15 protein-coding genes are annotated in these 18,245 nt (G+C 63.1%); 6 read left to right on the plus strand and 9 right to left on the minus strand.

Going from position 1 to position 18,245, the window contains the following annotated elements; all coding sequences use genetic code 11:
- Positions 1–13: 13 nt before the first annotated feature.
- Genes E8F06_RS28880 through E8F06_RS28895 form a run of 4 tightly spaced genes read right to left on the minus strand, consistent with a single transcriptional unit; the run spans position 14 to position 3,613 of the window.
- Positions 14–472 carry a MaoC family dehydratase gene (locus E8F06_RS28880; protein ID WP_280372567.1) on the minus strand — a complete coding sequence of 153 codons (459 nt, stop codon included), beginning with the start codon at positions 470–472 and terminating at the stop codon, positions 14–16.
- 2 nt (positions 473–474) lie between these two features.
- Complete coding sequence (locus tag E8F06_RS28885) at positions 475–1,257, minus strand: SDR family oxidoreductase (RefSeq protein WP_280372568.1); 783 nt, start codon at positions 1,255–1,257, stop codon at positions 475–477.
- A 14-nt stretch (positions 1,258–1,271) separates the two neighbouring features.
- Entirely contained in the window at positions 1,272–2,459 is a 1,188-nt protein-coding gene (locus tag E8F06_RS28890) for an acyl-CoA dehydrogenase family protein (RefSeq protein WP_280372569.1), read from the minus strand.
- Positions 2,456–3,613: an acyl-CoA dehydrogenase family protein gene (locus E8F06_RS28895; protein ID WP_280372570.1), complete on the minus strand. Its 1,158-nt coding sequence runs from the start codon at positions 3,611–3,613 to the stop codon at positions 2,456–2,458. Before E8F06_RS28895 ends, E8F06_RS28890 begins: the two co-directional genes overlap by 4 nt.
- Positions 3,614–4,361: 748 nt before the next feature.
- On the opposite strand from E8F06_RS28895, the gene E8F06_RS28900 reads away from it, so the two are divergent.
- Positions 4,362–5,546: a serine hydrolase domain-containing protein gene (locus E8F06_RS28900; protein WP_280372571.1), complete on the plus strand. Its 1,185-nt coding sequence runs from the start codon at positions 4,362–4,364 to the stop codon at positions 5,544–5,546.
- A gap of 107 nt (positions 5,547–5,653) precedes the next feature.
- Entirely contained in the window at positions 5,654–6,577 is a 924-nt protein-coding gene (locus E8F06_RS28905) for a transporter (RefSeq protein ID WP_280372572.1), read from the plus strand.
- An 80-nt stretch (positions 6,578–6,657) separates the two neighbouring features.
- Here E8F06_RS28905 and E8F06_RS28910 read toward each other — a convergent pair whose 3' ends face one another.
- On the minus strand, positions 6,658–7,686 hold the full coding sequence (locus E8F06_RS28910; protein ID WP_348532275.1) for an AraC family transcriptional regulator: 1,029 nt from the start codon (positions 7,684–7,686) through the stop codon (positions 6,658–6,660).
- Between the two features lie 611 nt (positions 7,687–8,297).
- Between E8F06_RS28910 and E8F06_RS28915 the strand changes: the two genes are divergently transcribed.
- From E8F06_RS28915 to E8F06_RS28930, 4 genes are all read left to right on the plus strand, one after another.
- Positions 8,298–8,765, plus strand: coding sequence for a phage antirepressor (locus E8F06_RS28915; RefSeq protein ID WP_280372573.1), 468 nt, complete (start codon positions 8,298–8,300; stop codon positions 8,763–8,765).
- Complete coding sequence (locus tag E8F06_RS28920) at positions 8,762–9,013, plus strand: hypothetical protein (protein ID WP_280372574.1); 252 nt, start codon at positions 8,762–8,764, stop codon at positions 9,011–9,013. The genes E8F06_RS28915 and E8F06_RS28920 overlap by 4 nt, the downstream gene beginning before the upstream one ends.
- Positions 9,014–9,428: 415 nt before the next feature.
- Entirely contained in the window at positions 9,429–10,493 is a 1,065-nt protein-coding gene (locus tag E8F06_RS28925; RefSeq protein ID WP_280372575.1) for an alpha/beta hydrolase, read from the plus strand.
- 199 nt (positions 10,494–10,692) lie between these two features.
- Complete coding sequence (locus E8F06_RS28930) at positions 10,693–10,923, plus strand: hypothetical protein (RefSeq protein WP_280372576.1); 231 nt, start codon at positions 10,693–10,695, stop codon at positions 10,921–10,923.
- Positions 10,924–11,255: 332 nt separating this feature from the next.
- Here the strand turns inward: E8F06_RS28930 and E8F06_RS28935 are convergent, their stop codons facing one another.
- The 4 genes from E8F06_RS28935 to E8F06_RS28950 form a co-directional block, all read right to left on the minus strand.
- The gene (locus E8F06_RS28935) at positions 11,256–12,728 is read right to left on the minus strand and encodes an FAD-dependent oxidoreductase (protein ID WP_280372577.1); all 1,473 of its coding nucleotides are present in this window, start codon (positions 12,726–12,728) and stop codon (positions 11,256–11,258) included.
- A gap of 302 nt (positions 12,729–13,030) precedes the next feature.
- Positions 13,031–15,400: an MMPL family transporter gene (locus E8F06_RS28940; RefSeq protein WP_280372578.1), complete on the minus strand. Its 2,370-nt coding sequence runs from the start codon at positions 15,398–15,400 to the stop codon at positions 13,031–13,033.
- Positions 15,400–16,416 carry a YCF48-related protein gene (locus E8F06_RS28945; RefSeq protein WP_280372579.1) on the minus strand — a complete coding sequence of 339 codons (1,017 nt, stop codon included), beginning with the start codon at positions 16,414–16,416 and terminating at the stop codon, positions 15,400–15,402. Before E8F06_RS28945 ends, E8F06_RS28940 begins: the two co-directional genes overlap by 1 nt.
- Positions 16,417–16,474: 58 nt before the next feature.
- Positions 16,475–18,097, minus strand: a complete 1,623-nt coding sequence (locus tag E8F06_RS28950; RefSeq protein WP_077523874.1) for a DUF1302 domain-containing protein — start codon at positions 18,095–18,097, stop codon at positions 16,475–16,477.
- Positions 18,098–18,245 lie beyond the last annotated feature (148 nt).

Raw genomic sequence — 18,245 nt, forward strand, 5'->3', positions numbered from 1 at the left:
GGGAAAAGCGCTATCAGGCCGGGTAGTACCGACTGATGGTGTCCACCACGCAGCCCGGCCGCTCTTCGCCCTCGATCTCCACGCTGACGCGGATGGTGGCCTGGATGCCGCCCTTCACTTCTTCGGCGGCGACCAGTTGGGCGCTGCCGCGCACGCGGCTGCCGGCGCGGACGACGTTGGGGAAGCGCACCTTCTCGCAGCCGTAGTTCACCCCCATGGAGATGCCGCGCACCTCGACAATCTGCGGCAGGAAGAGGTTGACCAGGGCCAGGGTCAGGTACCCGTGGGCGATGCAGGCGCCGAAGGGGCCGGTAGCGGCGCGGACAGGGTCCACATGAATCCACTGGTGGTCGCCGGTGGCTTCGGCGAACTGGTCGATGCGCGATTGCTCGACGCTGATCCAGTCACTCACGCCCAGCTGTTCACCAACGTGCTCCAGCAAGGCGGCCGGTGTTGCGAAGATGGTCGCCATGCTCAGGCCCTCTGGCTGGAGACCGACAACACTTCGCCGGTCATGTAGGAGCTGTAGTCGCTGGCCAGGAACATCATCACGTTGGCCACCTCCCAGACTTCCGCAGCACGGCCGAAGGCCTCGCGGGAGGCGAGCTGGTCCAGCAGTTCCTTGGGTGCGGATTTCTTCAGGAAATCGTGCAGGGCGATGCTCGGGCTCACCGCGTTGATGCGGATGCCATGCTCGGCCGCTTCCACCGCTGCGCAGCGGGTCAAGGCCATGACACCAGCCTTGGCTGCGGCGTAGTGGCTCTGTTCCTTCTGCGCGCGCCAGCCCAGCACCGATGCGTTGTTGACGATCACACCGCGACCGCGATCCATCATCTTCGGCAGCATGGCACGGGTCATGCGCATGGTGCCGGTGAGGGTCACGTCGAGGACGCGATTCCACTCCTCATCGCCCATTTCCACCAGCAGGCGCGAGCCGCCGAGGCCGGCGTTGTTGATCAGCACATCGACGCCGCCCAGTTCGCGCTCGGCGGCGGCCACCAGGGCCTGCACCTGCTCCTCGTTGGTGACGTTGCACACGCAGGTATGGACGTGCTCAAGCCCAGTGGCTTCGCGGATCTTTGCTGCCGCTTCCTGCAGACGTCCTTCATGAATGTCGCTGATCATCAGCGCGCGGCAGCCTTCCTCGGCGGCACGCAGGGCGGCGGAGAAACCGATACCGGCACCAGCGGCGGCGGTGATCAGCACCGACTTGCCGCGCAGCAGGCCGTGGCCGGGAACATAGGTGGGAGTGCTCATGCAAGGTCCTCGGGTCAGGCGCGCACGCGCGGCTCGCGGGGCATGCCCAGCGCGCGTTCGGCGATGATGTTGCGTTGGATTTCGTTGGTGCCGCCGTAGATGGTGTCGGAGCGGCTGAAGAGGAACATCGACTGCAGTCGGCCGAGTTGGTACGGCCCGTCTTCCAGCAGTTCGGCGTCGGGGCCGAGCACGTCCATGGCCAGCTTGCCCAGCTCGACGTGCCAGTTGGCCCAGCACAGCTTGTAGATCATCGCCTCGCGGCGCAGCGAGCCGTCCTGCGCGCCGGAAAGCATGCGCAGGGAGTTGTAGCGCAGGATGCGCAGCCCGCCCCAGGCTTCGGCGATGCGCTGGCGCAGCAGCGGGTCGCGAGCGGCGCCGTTCTCCCGTGCGATGCGGATGATCTCTTCCAGCTCGTTCTGGAACTGCATCTGCTGGCCGAGGGTGGACACGCCGCGCTCGAAGCCCAGCAAGGCCATGGCGATCTTCCAGCCATCCCCCGGCGCGCCGAGAAGGTTGGCCTCGTCGGTCACGGCTTCGTCGAAGAACACTTCGTTGAACTCCGAGGTGCCGGTGAGCTGCTCGATGGGCCGCACAGTGATGCCCGGCTGGTCCATGGGCACCAACAGGAAGGACAGGCCCTTGTGACCTACGCTGCCCGGCTCGGTACGGGCGATGACGAAGCACCATTCGGACTCGTGGGCGAGCGAGGTCCAGACCTTCTGTCCACTGATGCGCCATTGCCCGTTCTCCAGCACGGCGCGGGTTTTCACATTGGCCAGATCAGAACCGGCACCCGGCTCGGAGTAACCCTGGCACCAGAATTCGGTGCCGGCGACGATGCCCGGCAGCAGGCGGCGCTTCTGCTCTTCAGTGCCGAAGGCGGCGATGGTCGGGCCAGCCAGGCCTTCACCGATATGCCCCATGCGACCGGGGCCACCGGCGCGGGCGTACTCTTCGTGGAAGATCACCTGCTGGCTGATGGACAGGCCACGGCCGCCGTGTTCGGGCGCCCAGCCCACGCAGGTCCAGCCGCCCTCGGCCAGCTTGCGCTCCCAGGCTTTGCGCTCCTCGGGGAAGCTGTGTTCGTCCCCCGGCCCGCCACGGAATCGCAGCTGCTCGAACTCGCCACCCAGGTTGTCGGCCAGCCAGCCGGCCACATCGCGGCGGAAGGCTTCGTCCGCCTCACTGAAACTGATCTTCATGCGTATTCCCCCAGGAGGGCGGTGGCGATGCGCTCGCGGTGCCAGGACGGCGCGCCGAACAGGGCCTCACTGGCCCGGGCGCGCTTGAAGTAGAGGTGCGGGTCGTACTCCCAGGTGAAGCCGACACCGCCGTGCAACTGGATGGATTCCGCGGCGCAGTGGAAGAAGGCTTCCGAGCAGCGCGACTTGGCCAGGGCGGCGGCCAGCGGCAGCTCAGCGGCGACGCCCTTGTCGCCATTGGCTGCCAGGACTTCTTCGGCCACACAGGCGGCATACCAGGCCGCCGAACGCGCGCACTCCACCTCCAGCATCATGTCGGCGGCGCGATGCTTGATGGCCTGGAAGCTGGCGATGGCGCGGCCGAACTGTTGGCGCTCGGCGGTGTAGGCCAGGGTCAGGTCCAGGGACTGCTGGGCGCCGCCGGTCTGCTCGGCAGCCAGGGCGATGCAGGCCAGTTGCAGCACTTTCTCCAGCAACTCACCACCCTGCCCCGGCGTGCCCAGGCGGGCATCGGCCGTGACGAACACCTTGTCGAACTTCACCTCGGCGAACTTGCGCGTCTGGTCCATCGTCGGAACCAGGCGACGGCTGATACCGGGGGTGTCGGCGGAAACCGCGAACAGGCCAACACCCTCGCACCCGCGACCGGCGACGATCAGCAGGCCGGCGCTGTGGCCGTCCACCACCTGGCGCAGGACGCCGTCGATGACGAAGCCTTCACCTTCTTCGCGAACACTGGCCTGAACGGCGTCGAGGCCATTGCGGTTGTTGCTGGCGTAGGCGAGGGTCGCGGTCAGGCTGCCCTCGGCCAGTTGCGGCAGCCAACGGGCCTTCTGTTCCTCACTGCCACCCAGCAGCAACGCCGGGGTGGCCAGGCAGGCGCTGGCGAAGAACGGCGAGCAGAACAGGCGACGGCCCATCTGCTCCAGCAGGATCGCCAGCTCGACGAAGCCCAGGCCCAGGCCGCCATATTGTTCGGGGATGTGAATGGCCGGCCAGACCATCTCGCTGCATACGCGCTGCCAGAGCTCGGGGTCATGGCCCAGTTCGGAGACCATGGCCGCCCGCACGGCGGCGGAATCGGAAACATCCGCGAGAAAGCTCTCGGCGGACTCGCGGATCATCTCCTGCTCATCGCTGAACGCGAATTCCATAAGGCTGCCTTCTTGTGATTCTCGGGGCGAACGCCCCTGGTGCGAAGGAGTCTGGCGAGTTGCGCTGGAGGAGGAATCGTCCGGATGGACGACGAGGGGAATGGCCGTTGTGGCGGGATAAATGTGTAGGTGTGTTCGCTCAAAGCTGCTTGGCGGCCGTAGGTTGGGTAGAGCGCAGCGAAACCCAACGCGGGGCCAGCAAGTAATGACGACTTGCTGGCTGCATGGTGAGTATGCCCCTGAGTGGGGCATTTATTGACGTGCGAAGAGACGGGTTGACCCGATCGGGTGGCGTGGTCTGGGGGCGTCTTGGAAGGCGGCTATCGGCTGCGGCCATTTAGAGTAGAGAAAATAGATCCTTCCCCCTTTTCCGTCCCTTTTCCTGGTCCCCTTTTCCCCGAGCAGCCCGTTATGCGAGTCGGCTCGCGCTCATGTTCTAGCTTCCTCAGTGCCAACGGCCTGTCGCCATCTGAGGAATCGTGATCGGGCGAGGGTGTTTCTGTAGAAAGCTGCTCCACTCGCAATGTGCCCAGCCGATCACACATCGCCCGCCGCTGCGGTACTTAAATAACTGCCTGATTCCGACACCCTCTGCCGGCAGCCGACAGAAGCTCCGACTCGATTTTCTTACTCTCCGCTGGCCCCGACGCTCATCGCTTTACGTCGGGCCAAGTCAGTCCTGCCACTGCACACCGCGCCATGAGCTCTAGCCGAGCTGACTATGGGCGGATGTAAGGAGAATAAGAAAATGAGCCCAGATTTCACATCATCACTCAATCACTTGCTCGATGCCGCCACGGCTGGTCAACAGCGCGTCCCAGGTGTAGTCGCAGCAGTAGTCGGGCGCGACGGCCTGGTCTATGAGGGCGCTTCAGGCCAACGAACGCTCGGTCAAGCTGGAGCAATGACGACCGACAGTGTTTTCGCCATGTTTTCCACGACCAAAGCGATAACCGCCACGGCGGTGCTTCAGTTGGTCGAGGAAGGGCTTCTGGATCTCGATGCGCCTGCCAGGGACTATGTGCCGATCATCGACGAACTGAAGGTACTCGAGGGATTCGATAGCGACAGCACCCCCCGGCTTCGCCCCCCCAGAAAACAAATTACTACCCGAATGCTTCTGCTTCATACAGCAGGCCTGGGTTATGAGTTCTTCAACGAAAACTACAAGAGGCTATCCCAGGAACAAGGGCAACCCAGCATCATCAGCGGGTCGTTGGCTGCGCTCAAAACACCCTTGCTGTTTGAGCCAGGTGAGCAGTGGGAGTACGGCTCCAACATAGATTGGGCTGGCCTGGTGGTAGAAGCCATCACCGGCAAACGTCTGGGCGAAGTCATGCAGCAGCGCATCTTCGAGCCACTGGGCATGACCGATACCGCCTTTACCATGACCCCGTCGATGCTCCAGCGGCGGGCTGGCATGCACCAGCGTGAAGAGGATGGATCGCTGACCGTACTCGAGGATCTAATCCTTCCACAGGACCCCGAGGTACACATGGGAGGCCATGGCCTGTATTCGACGGTGAAGGATTATTGCCAGTTTATCCGCGCCTGGCTAAACGATGGGCAGGGTGATCACGGACGGATTCTCAAGCCAGAAACGATTCGTTTCGCTGAAATGAACGGTCTCGAAAGTCTGAAAATCAAAGCCCTTCCCGGCGTCATCCCCAACATTTCCAAAACCGCGGAGTTCTTCCCGGGCATGCCTAAGTCGTGGGCGTTGAGTTTCATGGTCAATGAAAAAGACGCACCTACCGGTCGCCCTGCGGGCTCTTTGGCGTGGGCCGGATTAGCCAATCTCTTCTATTGGATCGACCGCAAAAACGGTATCGGTGGTTTTTGGGCCACCCAGATATTGCCGTTCGTAGACCCCGTTTCGACCAACTCTTATCTGGAGTTCGAAACGACGGCCTACCGCTATCTGACCAGATAAGCCAGTAACTGATTCGATTCAGGTCTGAGCCCCGCCAGGGGTTTCAGGCAATGGCGTAAGAAAACTGCCCCCTCTCTGAAAACCAACAAAAACAAAATAGGTGACTCATGGAGATCTCCATATGCCCTCCTGTGCGCGTTCGTCCCATAGTTTGCGCACTTGGCACTTCAAAGATCGGTACCGGTCTTGTACTGGCCACTCTGGCGGGTAACGCCCAGGCTATCGATGTGGACGCCGGTGAATACACGGCTGCGCTTCCAGCCGGCAGCAGTATCGGTTTGCTTTACCTCCAGCATGCACAGAGGAGGTCGCTTTACAGTGATGGTCACAAGATCGGGATAAAGGCGGGGCTCGACTCGGATATCGGCATACTGCGCGCCGCGCATTACCAGCAATTGGGTGACTACACGATCAATACGCAGTTCCTGCTGCCCTTCGGTCGTCTGGAAGGAACACGCGATAACGACTCGCTGGGACAAACCAGTGGCGTGGGTGATTTGATTCTGGCGTCCACCCTGTGGCTCGAGAATGATCCGGCGAAGAGACGTTACTGGGGCATTGCGCCCTACCTCTTCGTGCCGACCGGCAACTATGACCGAAACGATGTACTCAACCTGGGTGAAAACCGTTGGAAGTTAACGTTGCAGACCGGCTATGCGACAGGTCTCACCGAAAAACTGTCCCTGGACCTCACCGCGGATGTGACCCTGTTTCGCAAAAATGACGACTTCACGAGTCAAGGCCTGACATTGCGCCAAAAGCCACTGTGGCAAGCCCAGACTTACCTGAGATACGCCGTGACCCCAAAGCTGTCGGTGCATGTCGGTGCATCTCAACTCTGGGGCGGTGAGACGCGCATTGATGGTCAGGATCAGAACGATGAACCCAACACCAGTAAGTACCGTGTTGGGGCCTCATACTGGATGACCCCAACTTTCCAGACCCTGCTCAATTACGGTCAGGACGTATCGGTCGACAACGGCTTCAAGGAAAAGCAGCGGGTTAACCTACGGCTGCTGTGGGTGTTCTGACCCGCAGCGAATGACTGGGTCCCTGGGCACCGGGAGTGGGTTTGACGCCACTCTCGGTGCCTTTTTCCTGCGTCAGGATGCTAGCGCAATCGCCTCTGCAAGGTTTGGGAAGGTAACTCACTGAAACGCTTGCGATAGACGCCCGCAAATTCACCCAGGTTCAAATATCCCCACCGAAAGGCGATGGCCGAAACTGTCGCTCCCGACTCCGGATCTGTCGCCAATAAATCGCGGCGCACTCCCTGCAACCGCTGCTCGCGCATGAATGCGCCGGGCGTCATACCGCGAAAACGCGTGAAGGCGCCACTCAATGCCCGCACACTGGTCCCAACCGCACTGGCAACTTCTCCGAGCGTCGGGAGGCTCGCGGCATTGGCTCTCATGAACTCTTCGGCCGCCCTGACATAACGGGGTGCAATCCGGTTCATTGGGTTATTCACATCAAGCCCAGCTTGCGCGGCGCGGCCAGTCCACTCATGCAGCAAATGAAAGCAAAGACTTTGCTCCAAGTGGGCGCCAATGCGTCCTTCAGCCATGTGCTCGGGATTCTCGGCAACACAACGAACCGCGTACTTCAGCAGACTTAGCCAGCTCGAACCCACTCCGCCGATGGTGCACTTGTATCTCCAGAACTGATCATCGGGCACGAACCCAAGCCACTGCTGCGCCAGGCGCTCCAAAACCACATGAGGAATGGTCAGATTCAGTTGCAGGTGATCCGGATCGAGGTCGACCCGGTAATCGACACGACTGCAATCGGCAATGAAGGATTCACCTATTGCCGTATCTTGAGTGACGGAACGCTGCGTCCAGTGCCGTGCATTGCCGCGAATGGTCGTGAGCAGCAGCGCGTTCCCCGCTTCGGGTGAGAAGTCATCGACGTTCACCGCGACTCCATAGCCGAAACGAGTCAACGTCAATTCGCCAATCCTGGACGAATGCATACTTGCCTGCGGCTTGATGGCATGCCCGACTGGAAGCGCACGATAGGGCATGTAAACGCGATCCGACCAATCGCTAATTTCATCCCAATCGGTTGAATGAATCTTGTGATGCTGGCGTATCGGCTTGCCGCTGACATCGGCTAACAACGCATGCTCGAGTAGCATAGAGACACCTGTTTTTGTTTTTTTAGGTGAGGTTGATGCGCTCGCTGACTTGAGATAATCCGGTGTCTGCGCTCCTTCGTAAAGTTTTTTAAAGGCGCGACGTACCATTTTCGGCAAGCTACGAATTCAGGTTCTGTGGCGAGCCAAACCGAACCCGAAAAAGGAGACAAGTTTATTTTTTGCACTCCTAATGTCTGCGGCCGATTGCTGCCCCCATAGACACCCCGCATAGGCCCTTGCACGGCTTCTTCCTACAGATACTTCCGACTCTCTTTCCCCCTCCTTACAGAGAACTTTCCTACAGCCCGTTAGCCTTGAGACCCTACGCGCGCCATAGCTAGTGTCCCCGCCGTCACGGTCAATCCCGTGGCTGGGTTTGGCGACCCGACATTAGCAGGCGCGATAGCGCCAGCAAGGTGCTTGCGAGAACGGCGGAAGTTCTTGCAGGTCCCCGCACGAATGCAGAAAGACTGCATTGCTTTATGGCAGATCGCGCGGGGAGACCTTCGGGTCTGCCGGGTTCCTGCTAACCGGTTCGCCAACCCCGCGCGATTTGCCACCCACGTTTGGCGACGCAGGTGGCAACTCTTTCACTTAGCAGGAGTACCACCATGCACGACGCATACACCCCCATCGTTTTCTACCGCCACTCCCAGCGCCTACGCGCCCTGATGGTCGACAACCAGCCCTGGTTCGTTGCCCATGACTTCGCCCGGCTGATCGGCCACCCCGATGCCCTTCCCTTGCTCCAGGCCCTGGAGCCTCACGAGCGACAAACTCTCCGCCTTGGCTACACCCATGACTTCCATGAAGAGGTCACCGCCATCAGCGATATCGGTGCCTACAAGGTGCTGTTCCAGTTCGGCCAGTCAGAGCACGGCGAGGTTGGCCGTTGGCTGAGCGAGGTGCTGGTGCCGACGCTGCATGACTATCACCGCGTGCCGGATGCGGCGCCGTGCCGTGACGTTCTGAGCTATGAGGGCAGGCGCATTGGTGTGGTGAGGTGGCAGGGCGAGGTGTGGGTGGCCTGGCGGGATTTGCCGGCGTTCATGGCCTCGGGCAAGGAGGTGTCGGCATGAGCATTGACCTTGAGGAACGTCGGCTGCGGGAGCTGCTGGACCGGCTGGATTCGCGGCTGCACACGGTGCAGATGATTGCCGAGGTCGTTCTGGACAATGCGGCGCTACGGGAGGGGATTCCCGGGCCCTATCTGGACAACATCAAGGAAAGCGCACTGGTGGATGCGTTGATTCATTTGTCTCGCAGCAACCTGGAGGATTTCTGGCAGTTGGTGAAGATGGAGGAGTTGCCGTTGGGGGTAAGGTGAGTTGAGGTGTAGTTGGGCCCCTCTTCCGATGTGGAGAGGGGCCTTTGTTTGTTGGGGCAACGGGGTTGCCCTTGGCGAATGAATTCGCCCCTACAGCGGTGAATTTGGGTGGGGTTGTTCGCGAGCAGAGCTCGCTCCTACGGCGGTAATCGTGCGTTGCCCTTAGCGAATGAATTCGCCCCCACAGGGGGGAGTTTTCCCGGATTTCATTCGAGCTGCCAACGCCGTATGGCCCGCCCCCGCGAAGGACAGGATCGCTATGCATCACAGTGTGTCTGAAATGCATTGAGATACATGGGTACGAGTTTGACCAGGGAGCTGACACAGGCCAGATACCTCGGGGTGTTCAACTGCATGCGTCACTTGAATGGGGTCGACCGGCCCCCAGCCAAACGCTTGCAACGGAGACATCCTCATGAAGATGGCAATGCAGAACAAGGCAACCGGCAATAAACGCCGCCGCTGGGTCGGCTCGTCGATCCTCGCCCTGACCCTGATGCAGCTCGGCTTGGCTCACGCCCAAGCCTCCACGAGCGCGGCGCATGCCGCGACCAGTGCCAGCAGCCAGAGCGTGCAGGCCTCCCCGTTCAGCCAGCTGAAGCATGTAAAGGCCGGGCTGCTGGACGTGGCGTATGCCGAGGTCGGCCCCGCCGATGGGCCTGTGGTCATCCTCCTGCACGGCTGGCCTTACGATATCCACAGCTATGAGAAGGTCGCGCCTCTGCTGGCGAACAAGGGCTATCGGGTGCTGATGCCCTATGCACGGGGCTATGGCGATACGCACTTCCTCTCCGAGCGGTCCGTTCGCAATGGTCAGCCGGCCGCTCTGGCCAGTGACGTCATCGACTTCATGGATGCGCTCAAGATCAAACAGGCTGTGCTCGGCGGCTACGACTGGGGCGCGCGCTCGGCCGACATCGTCTCCGCACTCTGGCCGGAACGGGTCAAGGCGCTCGTGTCGGTCAGCGGCTATCTGATCGGCAACCAGGCCGCGGGCCAGAAGCCGCTGCCGCCCAAGGCCGAACTGCAGTGGTGGTACCAGTTCTACTTCGCCACCGAGCGCGGGCGCACCGGCTACGAACAGAACACCCACGACTTCGCCAAGCTGATCTGGCAGTTGGCCTCGCCGAAATGGGCGTTCGACGACGCCACTTTCGATCGCAGCGCCGCTGCCCTGGACAACCCCGACCACGTCGCCATCACCGTCTACAACTACCGCTGGCGCCTGGGCCTGGAGAAGGGGGAAAGCCGCTATGAGGCCCTGGAGCAGAAGCTGGCCACCTCACCCTCCATCCGCGTGCCGACCATCACCCTGGAAGGTGACGCCAACGGTGCGCCGCACCCGAAGGCCGAGGACTATGCCAAGCGCTTCACCGGCAAGTATGAGTACCGACTGATCCCCGGCGGCATCGGCCACAACCTGCCCCAGGAAGATCCGCAGGCCTTCACCAAGGCCATCATCGACGCCGACAACCTCTGAAGCCCAGACAGGGCAAGCTCGTTGCCACCAGCGCGCCGGGTGGCAGCGAGGTCCTCGATTCACCGTTATTAGCTGCACTGAATCAACCATCAACTGCATCGATGGCAACCATTACGCAGCATCACTTCTTCAGCGCAATCCCATCAGTAACATGGGCCCCATAGACGAATTCCACCCCTCTCGAACCAAGGTGACCAAAATGAAAAAGCAAATCTTCGCCAGCCTGTTCATCGCCAGCCTGTCCGCCTCCGCTTTCGCACTGTCGGTTGCCGAGGGTGGTGCCGAGCGCACTTCCATCCACCGCGTCGCCGAAGGTGGCGCTGAGCGCACCAGCATCCACCGCGTTGCGGAGAACGGCTCCGAGCGCTCCCAGTCCCTGCGTGTGGCTGAAGGTGGTGCCGACCGCACTGGGGCCAACCGCATCAGCTAATTCCCGGAGCAGTTCAGAGGCGGGCAACTCATGATGTATGCACGTCGAAAGGCAGAAGGCGCCACCTGTGGCGCCTTCTTTCTTTTTGGGGAATACGAAATCTATGGGAGCGGATTTGGATGGGGTTGTTCGCGAGCAGAGCTCGCTCCTACGGCGGTGATTGCGTGCCGGCCATTTGGGACAGCTGCGCTGTCCTTGGCGAATGAATTCGCCCCTACAGGGATTGGGTGCCGTAGACCTTCCGGGCCCAGACGAGGGCCATAACTGCCGTGTAGTGCTTCCCATCATCAGAGGACGCCCTGGAAACAATCTCCGGGGCGTCTTGCGTTGGATCAGCCCTGCGTCGCCGCGTGGCGACCGGCCTGACGGCCGAAGAACGTAGCGTCCGCCAGCGACATGCCCGAGCTGTAGCCACCGCCCCAGCGTGGCAGGCCGCAACTGGTGCGCCCTGCTGCATAGAGGCCGGCGACAAGCTCACGCTGCGCGGTCAACACCTGGCCGGTAGGCAGCGTGTCGAGGCCACCGAAGGTGAAGTGCGGGAAGAAGGCGTAATCGAAGCGGCAGTCCAGGGCGACGAAGGGCGGCTCGTTCAGCGGTTTGAGCCACTTTGCCGCCTTATGGAAGAGCGGGTCGCGGCCCTCGGCGGCATGACGGTTGAAGAAGGCCACGCTCGCTGCCAGGGTCCCCTCCGGCATCCCCAACTCCTGCTCCACCTCGTCCCAGGTCTCGCCGACGGCGGCGATATCGATACGGGTGAACTCGGCGGGACGCTCGAATGTGGCGTTGTCCGCCAACAGGAACACCCGGTTCCCGCCTTGGCGGAGGATGTGGTAGCCGATGCGGCCGTGGTAGCTGTCCTCGTTGATGAAGCGTTGTCCGCGCTCATTGACGAAGATGCCCTTGACCAAGGATTCCGGCGCATAGAACGGCAAGCTGACGAAGGCCTCGTCCATGTGGATAGCCGCGCCGCCGACGCTAATGCCCAACTGAATGCCGCTGCCGTCGTCCCCCGGCGTACCGATCGGATTTTCGTTATGCATCAACTGCGGGGCATGGCTACGTACCATCTCGCGATTCATGACGAAGCCGCCAGCGCACAGGATCACGCCCTTGCGCGCACGGACGAAACGCAGGCGGCCGTCGCTTCGCACCACCACACCGTGGACCTTGCCATCGTCATCGGCCACCAGTGCCATCACGCGGCTGTCATAGTGCACTTCGACGCCCAGTTCGCTGACGCGGGCCGCAAGGACGTCCATCAGCAGGCGGCCACCGCCCCAGCCCTGGTACTGCGGCGCGTGGCCGCGCGGACACGGCGTGGCCTCTTCGACGAACGGCCAGGCCTCCTCGCTGCCGGACCAGATCAGGCAATCGTCGGTCACGGGTTCAAGCATCTTCTCCGGCAGGAAGGTGTTCTTGTAGGGGACGCCCTGGGCCACCAGCCAGTGGTAATGGTCCAGGCTGTTCTCTGCGTAGAGGCGCACCTTGGCCTCATCGGCATCCGGGCCGCCGGCCATCATCAGGTATCGATACAGGTCTTCGGTGTCGTCGTCGAAGCCAGCCTGCCGCTGGGCCGGGGTGCCACCACTGCCGCCCAGGTAGATCTCGCCTCCCGAAAGCGCGCTGGTACCGCCGTTGCCGGAGGTGGCCTCCAGCAGCACGACCTGGGCTCCCGCGCTGGCGGCCTCGATGGCGGCAGAGGCGCCCGCGGCCCCAAAGCCGACGACAATCACATCGGCTTCCTGGTCCCAGGCGGAGACTTCATTCAGACGGCAAGGCCGGTTTACGGAGAAAGGTACTGACATGCAGGCGATCCTTATTGTTGTTCTGGCGAGTAGACCTGTGGGGTCCGGGGAACGCTGGCGATCGGTCGCGAAGTCGGCGCCGTTCGGGCAGGCAGGTGAGTGCCCACCTTAACCGCGAAGGGCATGACGGCCCTCGTCCAACTGAACTACCAGGCCACTTCCAACGCCAGGAGTGGGTGAATTGAGTGAGTGACCCTGCTTCCGGACTCGGGGAGGGGCCGTTTGGGGCAATGGGGTTGGGGCGTAACCCTGGATCGTTGGGTTTCGCTTCGCTCTACCCAACCTACGGAAGCCGATGGGACTCACGCCGAGGCCAGCGCCGTGACGCGGCAGCGCTGCCCTACCCCGAGCCATACCGCCAGGGCGGGTAGCAGGAAGATCGCGCCCAGCACATTGACCAGGAACATGAACGCCAGCAGCACGCCCATGTCGGCCTGGAACTTGAGCGCCGAGAAGGCCCAGGTACCCACGCCGATGGACATGGTCAGCGCGGTGAACACGGCCGCCGTGCCGCGCTGGCACATGGCCTGGTAGAAGGCTTCGCGCAGGTCCAGGCCGTTCGCCATTTCGTGTTGCATGCGCTCGTAGAGGTAGACGCCGTAATCCACGCCCACCCCCACGCCGAGTGCGATCACCGGCAGGGTCGCCACTTTAAGGCCGATGCCGAGCAGGGCCATGAGGGCGTTGCAGAGGATGGTCACCAGCATCAGCGGCACGATCACACAGAGCACCCCGCGCCAGGCCCGGAAGGTCAGCCAGCACAGCAGGGATATCGCCGCGAAGATCGAGGCGAGCATCTGCACCTCGGCCTGCTCGACCGCCTCATTGGTGGCGGCCGCCACGCCGGCATTGCCGCCACCCAGGCGGAAATGCACATTCGGCATGTGCTCACTGGCGATGAATTTCTCGACCTCAGCCGTCACGTGTTTCAGGGTCGAGCCCTGGTGGTCATCGAGGTAGACCAGCAGGTTGAGCACCCGACAGCCCTCGGTGTTCAGGCCCAGCTCCGGATTCGAGGCGCCGCCGCCCGTGCGCAGAGCCGCAGCGTCGCGCTGCAGGGCCGCCCAGCGCGGATTGGCCTCGTTGTTGGCCGCGATGTACAGCTTCACGCCGCCGGCCACCGTGCTCACCGACTGCACGCCGGCAACCCCGCGCATGTACAGGTCGAAGCGTTCGACGGCGTTCATCACCGACCAGTCGAGGCAGGCCTCTTCCAGCCCGGTGGCTTCCACGAACACCGAGAGCACATCCATGCTGATGGCATAGCTGCCGATAATCGCCGCATTGTCCCGGTTGTAGCGCGAATCGCCGTGCAGCTCCGGCGCGCCGGCCCCCACGTCGCCAGTCAGGAGGAACCGCGCCTGGTAGGTGCCGGCCGCCAGCAGCAGGCACATGACGGCCAGACAGGCCAGCGCCGGGCCGGGCTCGGCGAGGCGCGACAGCTGCCACCAGAGCCGATGACGGGCACCCGCCCCGACAGCCGCGTCGCGACTGCCCGGTTCGAGTTGCAGGCGGGAGAGGATGATCGGCAGGAACATCTTGTTGGTGACGATCATCAGGGCCACGCCCAGGCAAGCGGTCAGGCCCAGCTCACGGACGATGGGAATGTCGATCACCATAATGACCATGAAGCCCAGGGCGTTGGCCAGCAAGGCAACGGTGCCCGGCACGGCGAGCTTGCGGAAGGCACCCTCGGCGGCTTCCCGCGCGCCGGCGCCGGCCAGTACGTCCTGCTTCCAGGCGTTGGTCATCTGCACCGCGTGGGATACGCCGATGGAGAAAATCAGGAAGGGCACCAGCACCGACATCGGGTCGATGCCGTAACCCAGCAGCGGCAGCAGCCCGAGCAGCCAGACCACTGGCAGCAGCGCGACGCCGACCGCCAGCAGCGTGAGTTTCAGTGAGCGGCAATACAGCCACAGCATGGCCGTGGTGATCGCGAAGGCGATGGCGAAGAACAGCACCACCCCCAGCAGGCCGTCCATCACCTCGCCCATGACCTTGGCGAAGCCGACGATCTGGATATCGATCTCGTCGCTGCCGTAGGTGGCGCGAATCGATTCCAGGCGCTTCGCCACTGCCGCATAGTCGAGCTTCCTGCCGGTCTGCGGATCAGTCTCCAGCAGGTCCGCCTGGACCATGGCCGAGCGCAGGTCGTTGGCCACCAACTGGCCGATCTCCCCGGACTTGGCCACATTGGAGCGGATCTGCGCCAGCCCGGCGCCATTGGCCTCGAAGCGCGACGGCACGACCACGTCGCCGGTGAAGCCGGACTCGGTCACCTCGATGTAGCGCACATTGGGGGTGAACAGGGAGCGCACGCGACTGCGGTTCACTCCGGGGGTGAAGAACACCTCGTCCGTGACCTTGCGCAGCACATCGAGGAAGTGGGCGTTGTAGAGATCGCCCGGCCCCTTCCAGTGCACGCTGACCATGACGCGGTTGGCGCCGGAGAAGGTGGTGCCGTAGTCCTTGAAGGCCTCCATGTAGGGGTGTGAAAGTGGGATCAGCTTGTTGAAACCGGGGTCGAGCCGGGTATCCAGGGCGGAAAAACCGAGACCTGCGGTCAACAGCAGGAACAGGATGCCCAGGGGCAGGCGCCGCGCGATCAGGCCGCGGGCGAGGACGGCGACCAGGCGTTCGGTGCGAGTCGAAGGTGGCGAGTGGGTCATCACGGGGTTCCCTGATGCGATGAGGTGATCGGCATGGTGGTAGGGGCATGGGGCTCTGCGCCGGGCCGTTCGAGCCTGCGTAGGCCGGCGTCGCTGACCAGCAGCCAGGGGCCCGAAGACGGAACCAGGATGTCCGTCAGGTTCTCCTGCCCGGTTTCCCGCAGGACCTGGAAGGACAGGCCCCGGTCATCGCTGGCCAGGACCACACCGCCCTGCCCCGCGAGCAGCAGCCTGCCGTCCGGCAACAGGGTGCCGGCATAGAGAGATGCCGTGCTGGGCAGGGCGACGGCGGACCAGCTGCGCCCGTCGTCGCCGCTGCGGAACAGGTGCCCGCGCATGCCGTAGGCGATCCAGGTGGCTCCGCCGAGGCTGACGGCGCCATACAGCGAGCCACTGTAGAACGGCTCCACCGGCTGCCAGCTCTGCCCGCCATCCTGAGAGCGCAGCAGCGTCCCCGCCTCGCCCAGGATCAGCCAGCGCTGGCGATCCTTCGATGCGGCGATGCCGTTCAGGTGCCAGTCCGCCAGTCCCGGAATCGCCTCGTTCTGCCAGCTCCGGCCGCCATCGCGCGAGCGCAGCACGCGGCCGAAGGCGCCCACGGCCAGCCAGTCGCCCGACGGCAGGCGCGCCGCATCCAGCAGCGGTTCGCCGCCTTCGGCCCGGAAAGCCGACTCCTTCCAGCTGCGCCCGCCATCGGTGGTACGCAGGATCCAGCCCTCGTGGCCCAGGGCGAGGCCATTGGTGTCGTCGGCGAACACCAGGCGATTGATCAGCGCCTGGCGCGACGACGGCACGTCCGCGGCGGTCCAGGACCGCCCCTGGTCGCGGGAGATCAGGATATGGCCCAGTTCCCCTGCCATGACCCAGCCCATGCGGGTTACCTCTATCCCGTTGATCTGCATGCGCTCGGCGGGAATCTGCGTCGGCTGCAGCGCCGGCATCGATCTCGGGGCGAAGGCCAGCACACCGGCCAGCCCCACCAGGGCCGAAATCGCGAGCCCTACAAACACTTTCATGGTGCACTCCTTCATGGGCGATGGGCATCCGGTACCCGGATGCCCATCGCCGAAGCGGTCAGAAGCTGTACTTGGCGCTGATCGCCAGGTAATCGCGGTCGGCCAGGGGTCGTTTTTCCAGGTCCGCCTCGCCGAGGAAGGCGTTGTAGGCCATGCCCAGCTCCAGGTTGTTGAGGTACTTGGCGTTGACCCCGACGCTTGCCCGTTTGTCCCCTTCGCCGACCAGGCTGCCGAAGGCACCGGCCACAGCCGGCGCCCCGCGGACCTGATGGGCGAAGGAAACCGGCATCGTCAGATCCCAGCCATCGACCACGTTGTTCCAGGAGGGCGTCATCAGCAGCTGGTATGCCCAGGAGTTGCGGTCCAGGGTGAGCTGGTCGGATTGCTCGCCGGCGAACTCGAACGGATCAACATCGTTCACGTGCAGGTAGCTGGCTTCGGCAATGAAGGTGGTCTGGTCCGAGAGCACCATCGGCCCGAGGAGGTAGATGGCGGACAGGTTCGCCTGAGTGGCATCGGCACGCGTTGCCGAGGGGCCGATCAGCGAATCGACCAGGACCGGCACGCCATCCTTGTAGCTGACCTCGCCGGCCACGTTGAAATCGCCCAGGCGCGTCGAGAAGCTCGCCCCGGTCAACGCGATATCGTCGAAATACACCACGTTGTAGTCGGTCGGGAATGCGCCATCGAAGTTCGTCACCACGTTGGGGTTCTTGTCGTGGTAGCGCAGGTAGAAGAGGCTCAACTCACTCTCGCTACCCAGCGAGAAACGGGTGCTCACCCCCCACTGGCCGCTGTCGCTGGGCTGGTCGTCCGGGGACCGGGGAATGTTGAAACCGGGAGCTGCACGGATGAACTCCGCACCCGGCCCGACCACGTCCGTGTAGGAGAAGTAGGTGCCCACCGGATCCAGTTCGGTGCGCTTGTACTCGTACTGGTAGTACGCGGCCACGCCGAAATCCGGAGTCAGCTGCCACTGGCCCGAGAACTGGCCGACCGGCAGCAGGATGTCCTTCACCTCGGTGCCCGGCACGTTGGCCTTGGTGGCATCGGCAGGCGACTGGGCACCGGCGATGTTGGGGAAGAACAGGCTTTCCCCCCACTGCACCACCTGGCGTCCGAGACGCACGTTGAGCATGGACTGCTCGGCCGTCTGGAAACTGCCGTAGACGTAGGCATCCAGGAAGCGGCTGCGGCTGCCCGCCAGGTTCTGCGCATGGCTGGTGAAATGGTCGTGGGCGCCGGCCTTGTTCACCGTGTCCGGCGAGTCGTTGTCGTTTTCGTGCTGGTAGACATCGTCGTAGAAACTGCTGGCCCGCACGAAGGCGCCATAGTTCCGGTACTTGATGTCCATCTCGCCTAGCAGGGACACACGATTGTTGATCAGGGCGCCCTGCTTGAAGTTTCGGTCACCATCATCGGCGTTGACCGTGGTGGGCAGCCCCGTGGCCGGATCGACCGGCCCGTCCACCAGGGCCCGCGAGGGATCGTTCAGCCGGTACGCGGCGCCATAAGTCATGTTGACCAGGTAATCGACGCCGATCTCTTCGCCGACGCTGAACTGGCCGGCGGACACGGGCGCGCCGAATGGCACCATCGACAACCCGAGCATCAACTGGCGCAAGCGCCCGCCCCGAACCGCCCTGCTTTCCCGTACCAGATTGCCTGCGAAATGCTTCATCTACAGTCTCCTGTTCTGCGTGCCGGCCTCGCCAAGTCAGCGGGCACGGGCGCGCAGCCGCACGCCCTGGCGGCGGTCGTGCCGTCGCCAGGGCTGTCGTCATATGAAAGGTTTGGTGAATAAATTCCGTGTCCGGGCGCCGCGCCCG

The sequence above is a fragment of the Pseudomonas sp. BN411 genome, assembly GCF_029871235.1.
Taxonomy (GTDB): Bacteria; Pseudomonadota; Gammaproteobacteria; order Pseudomonadales; family Pseudomonadaceae; genus Metapseudomonas.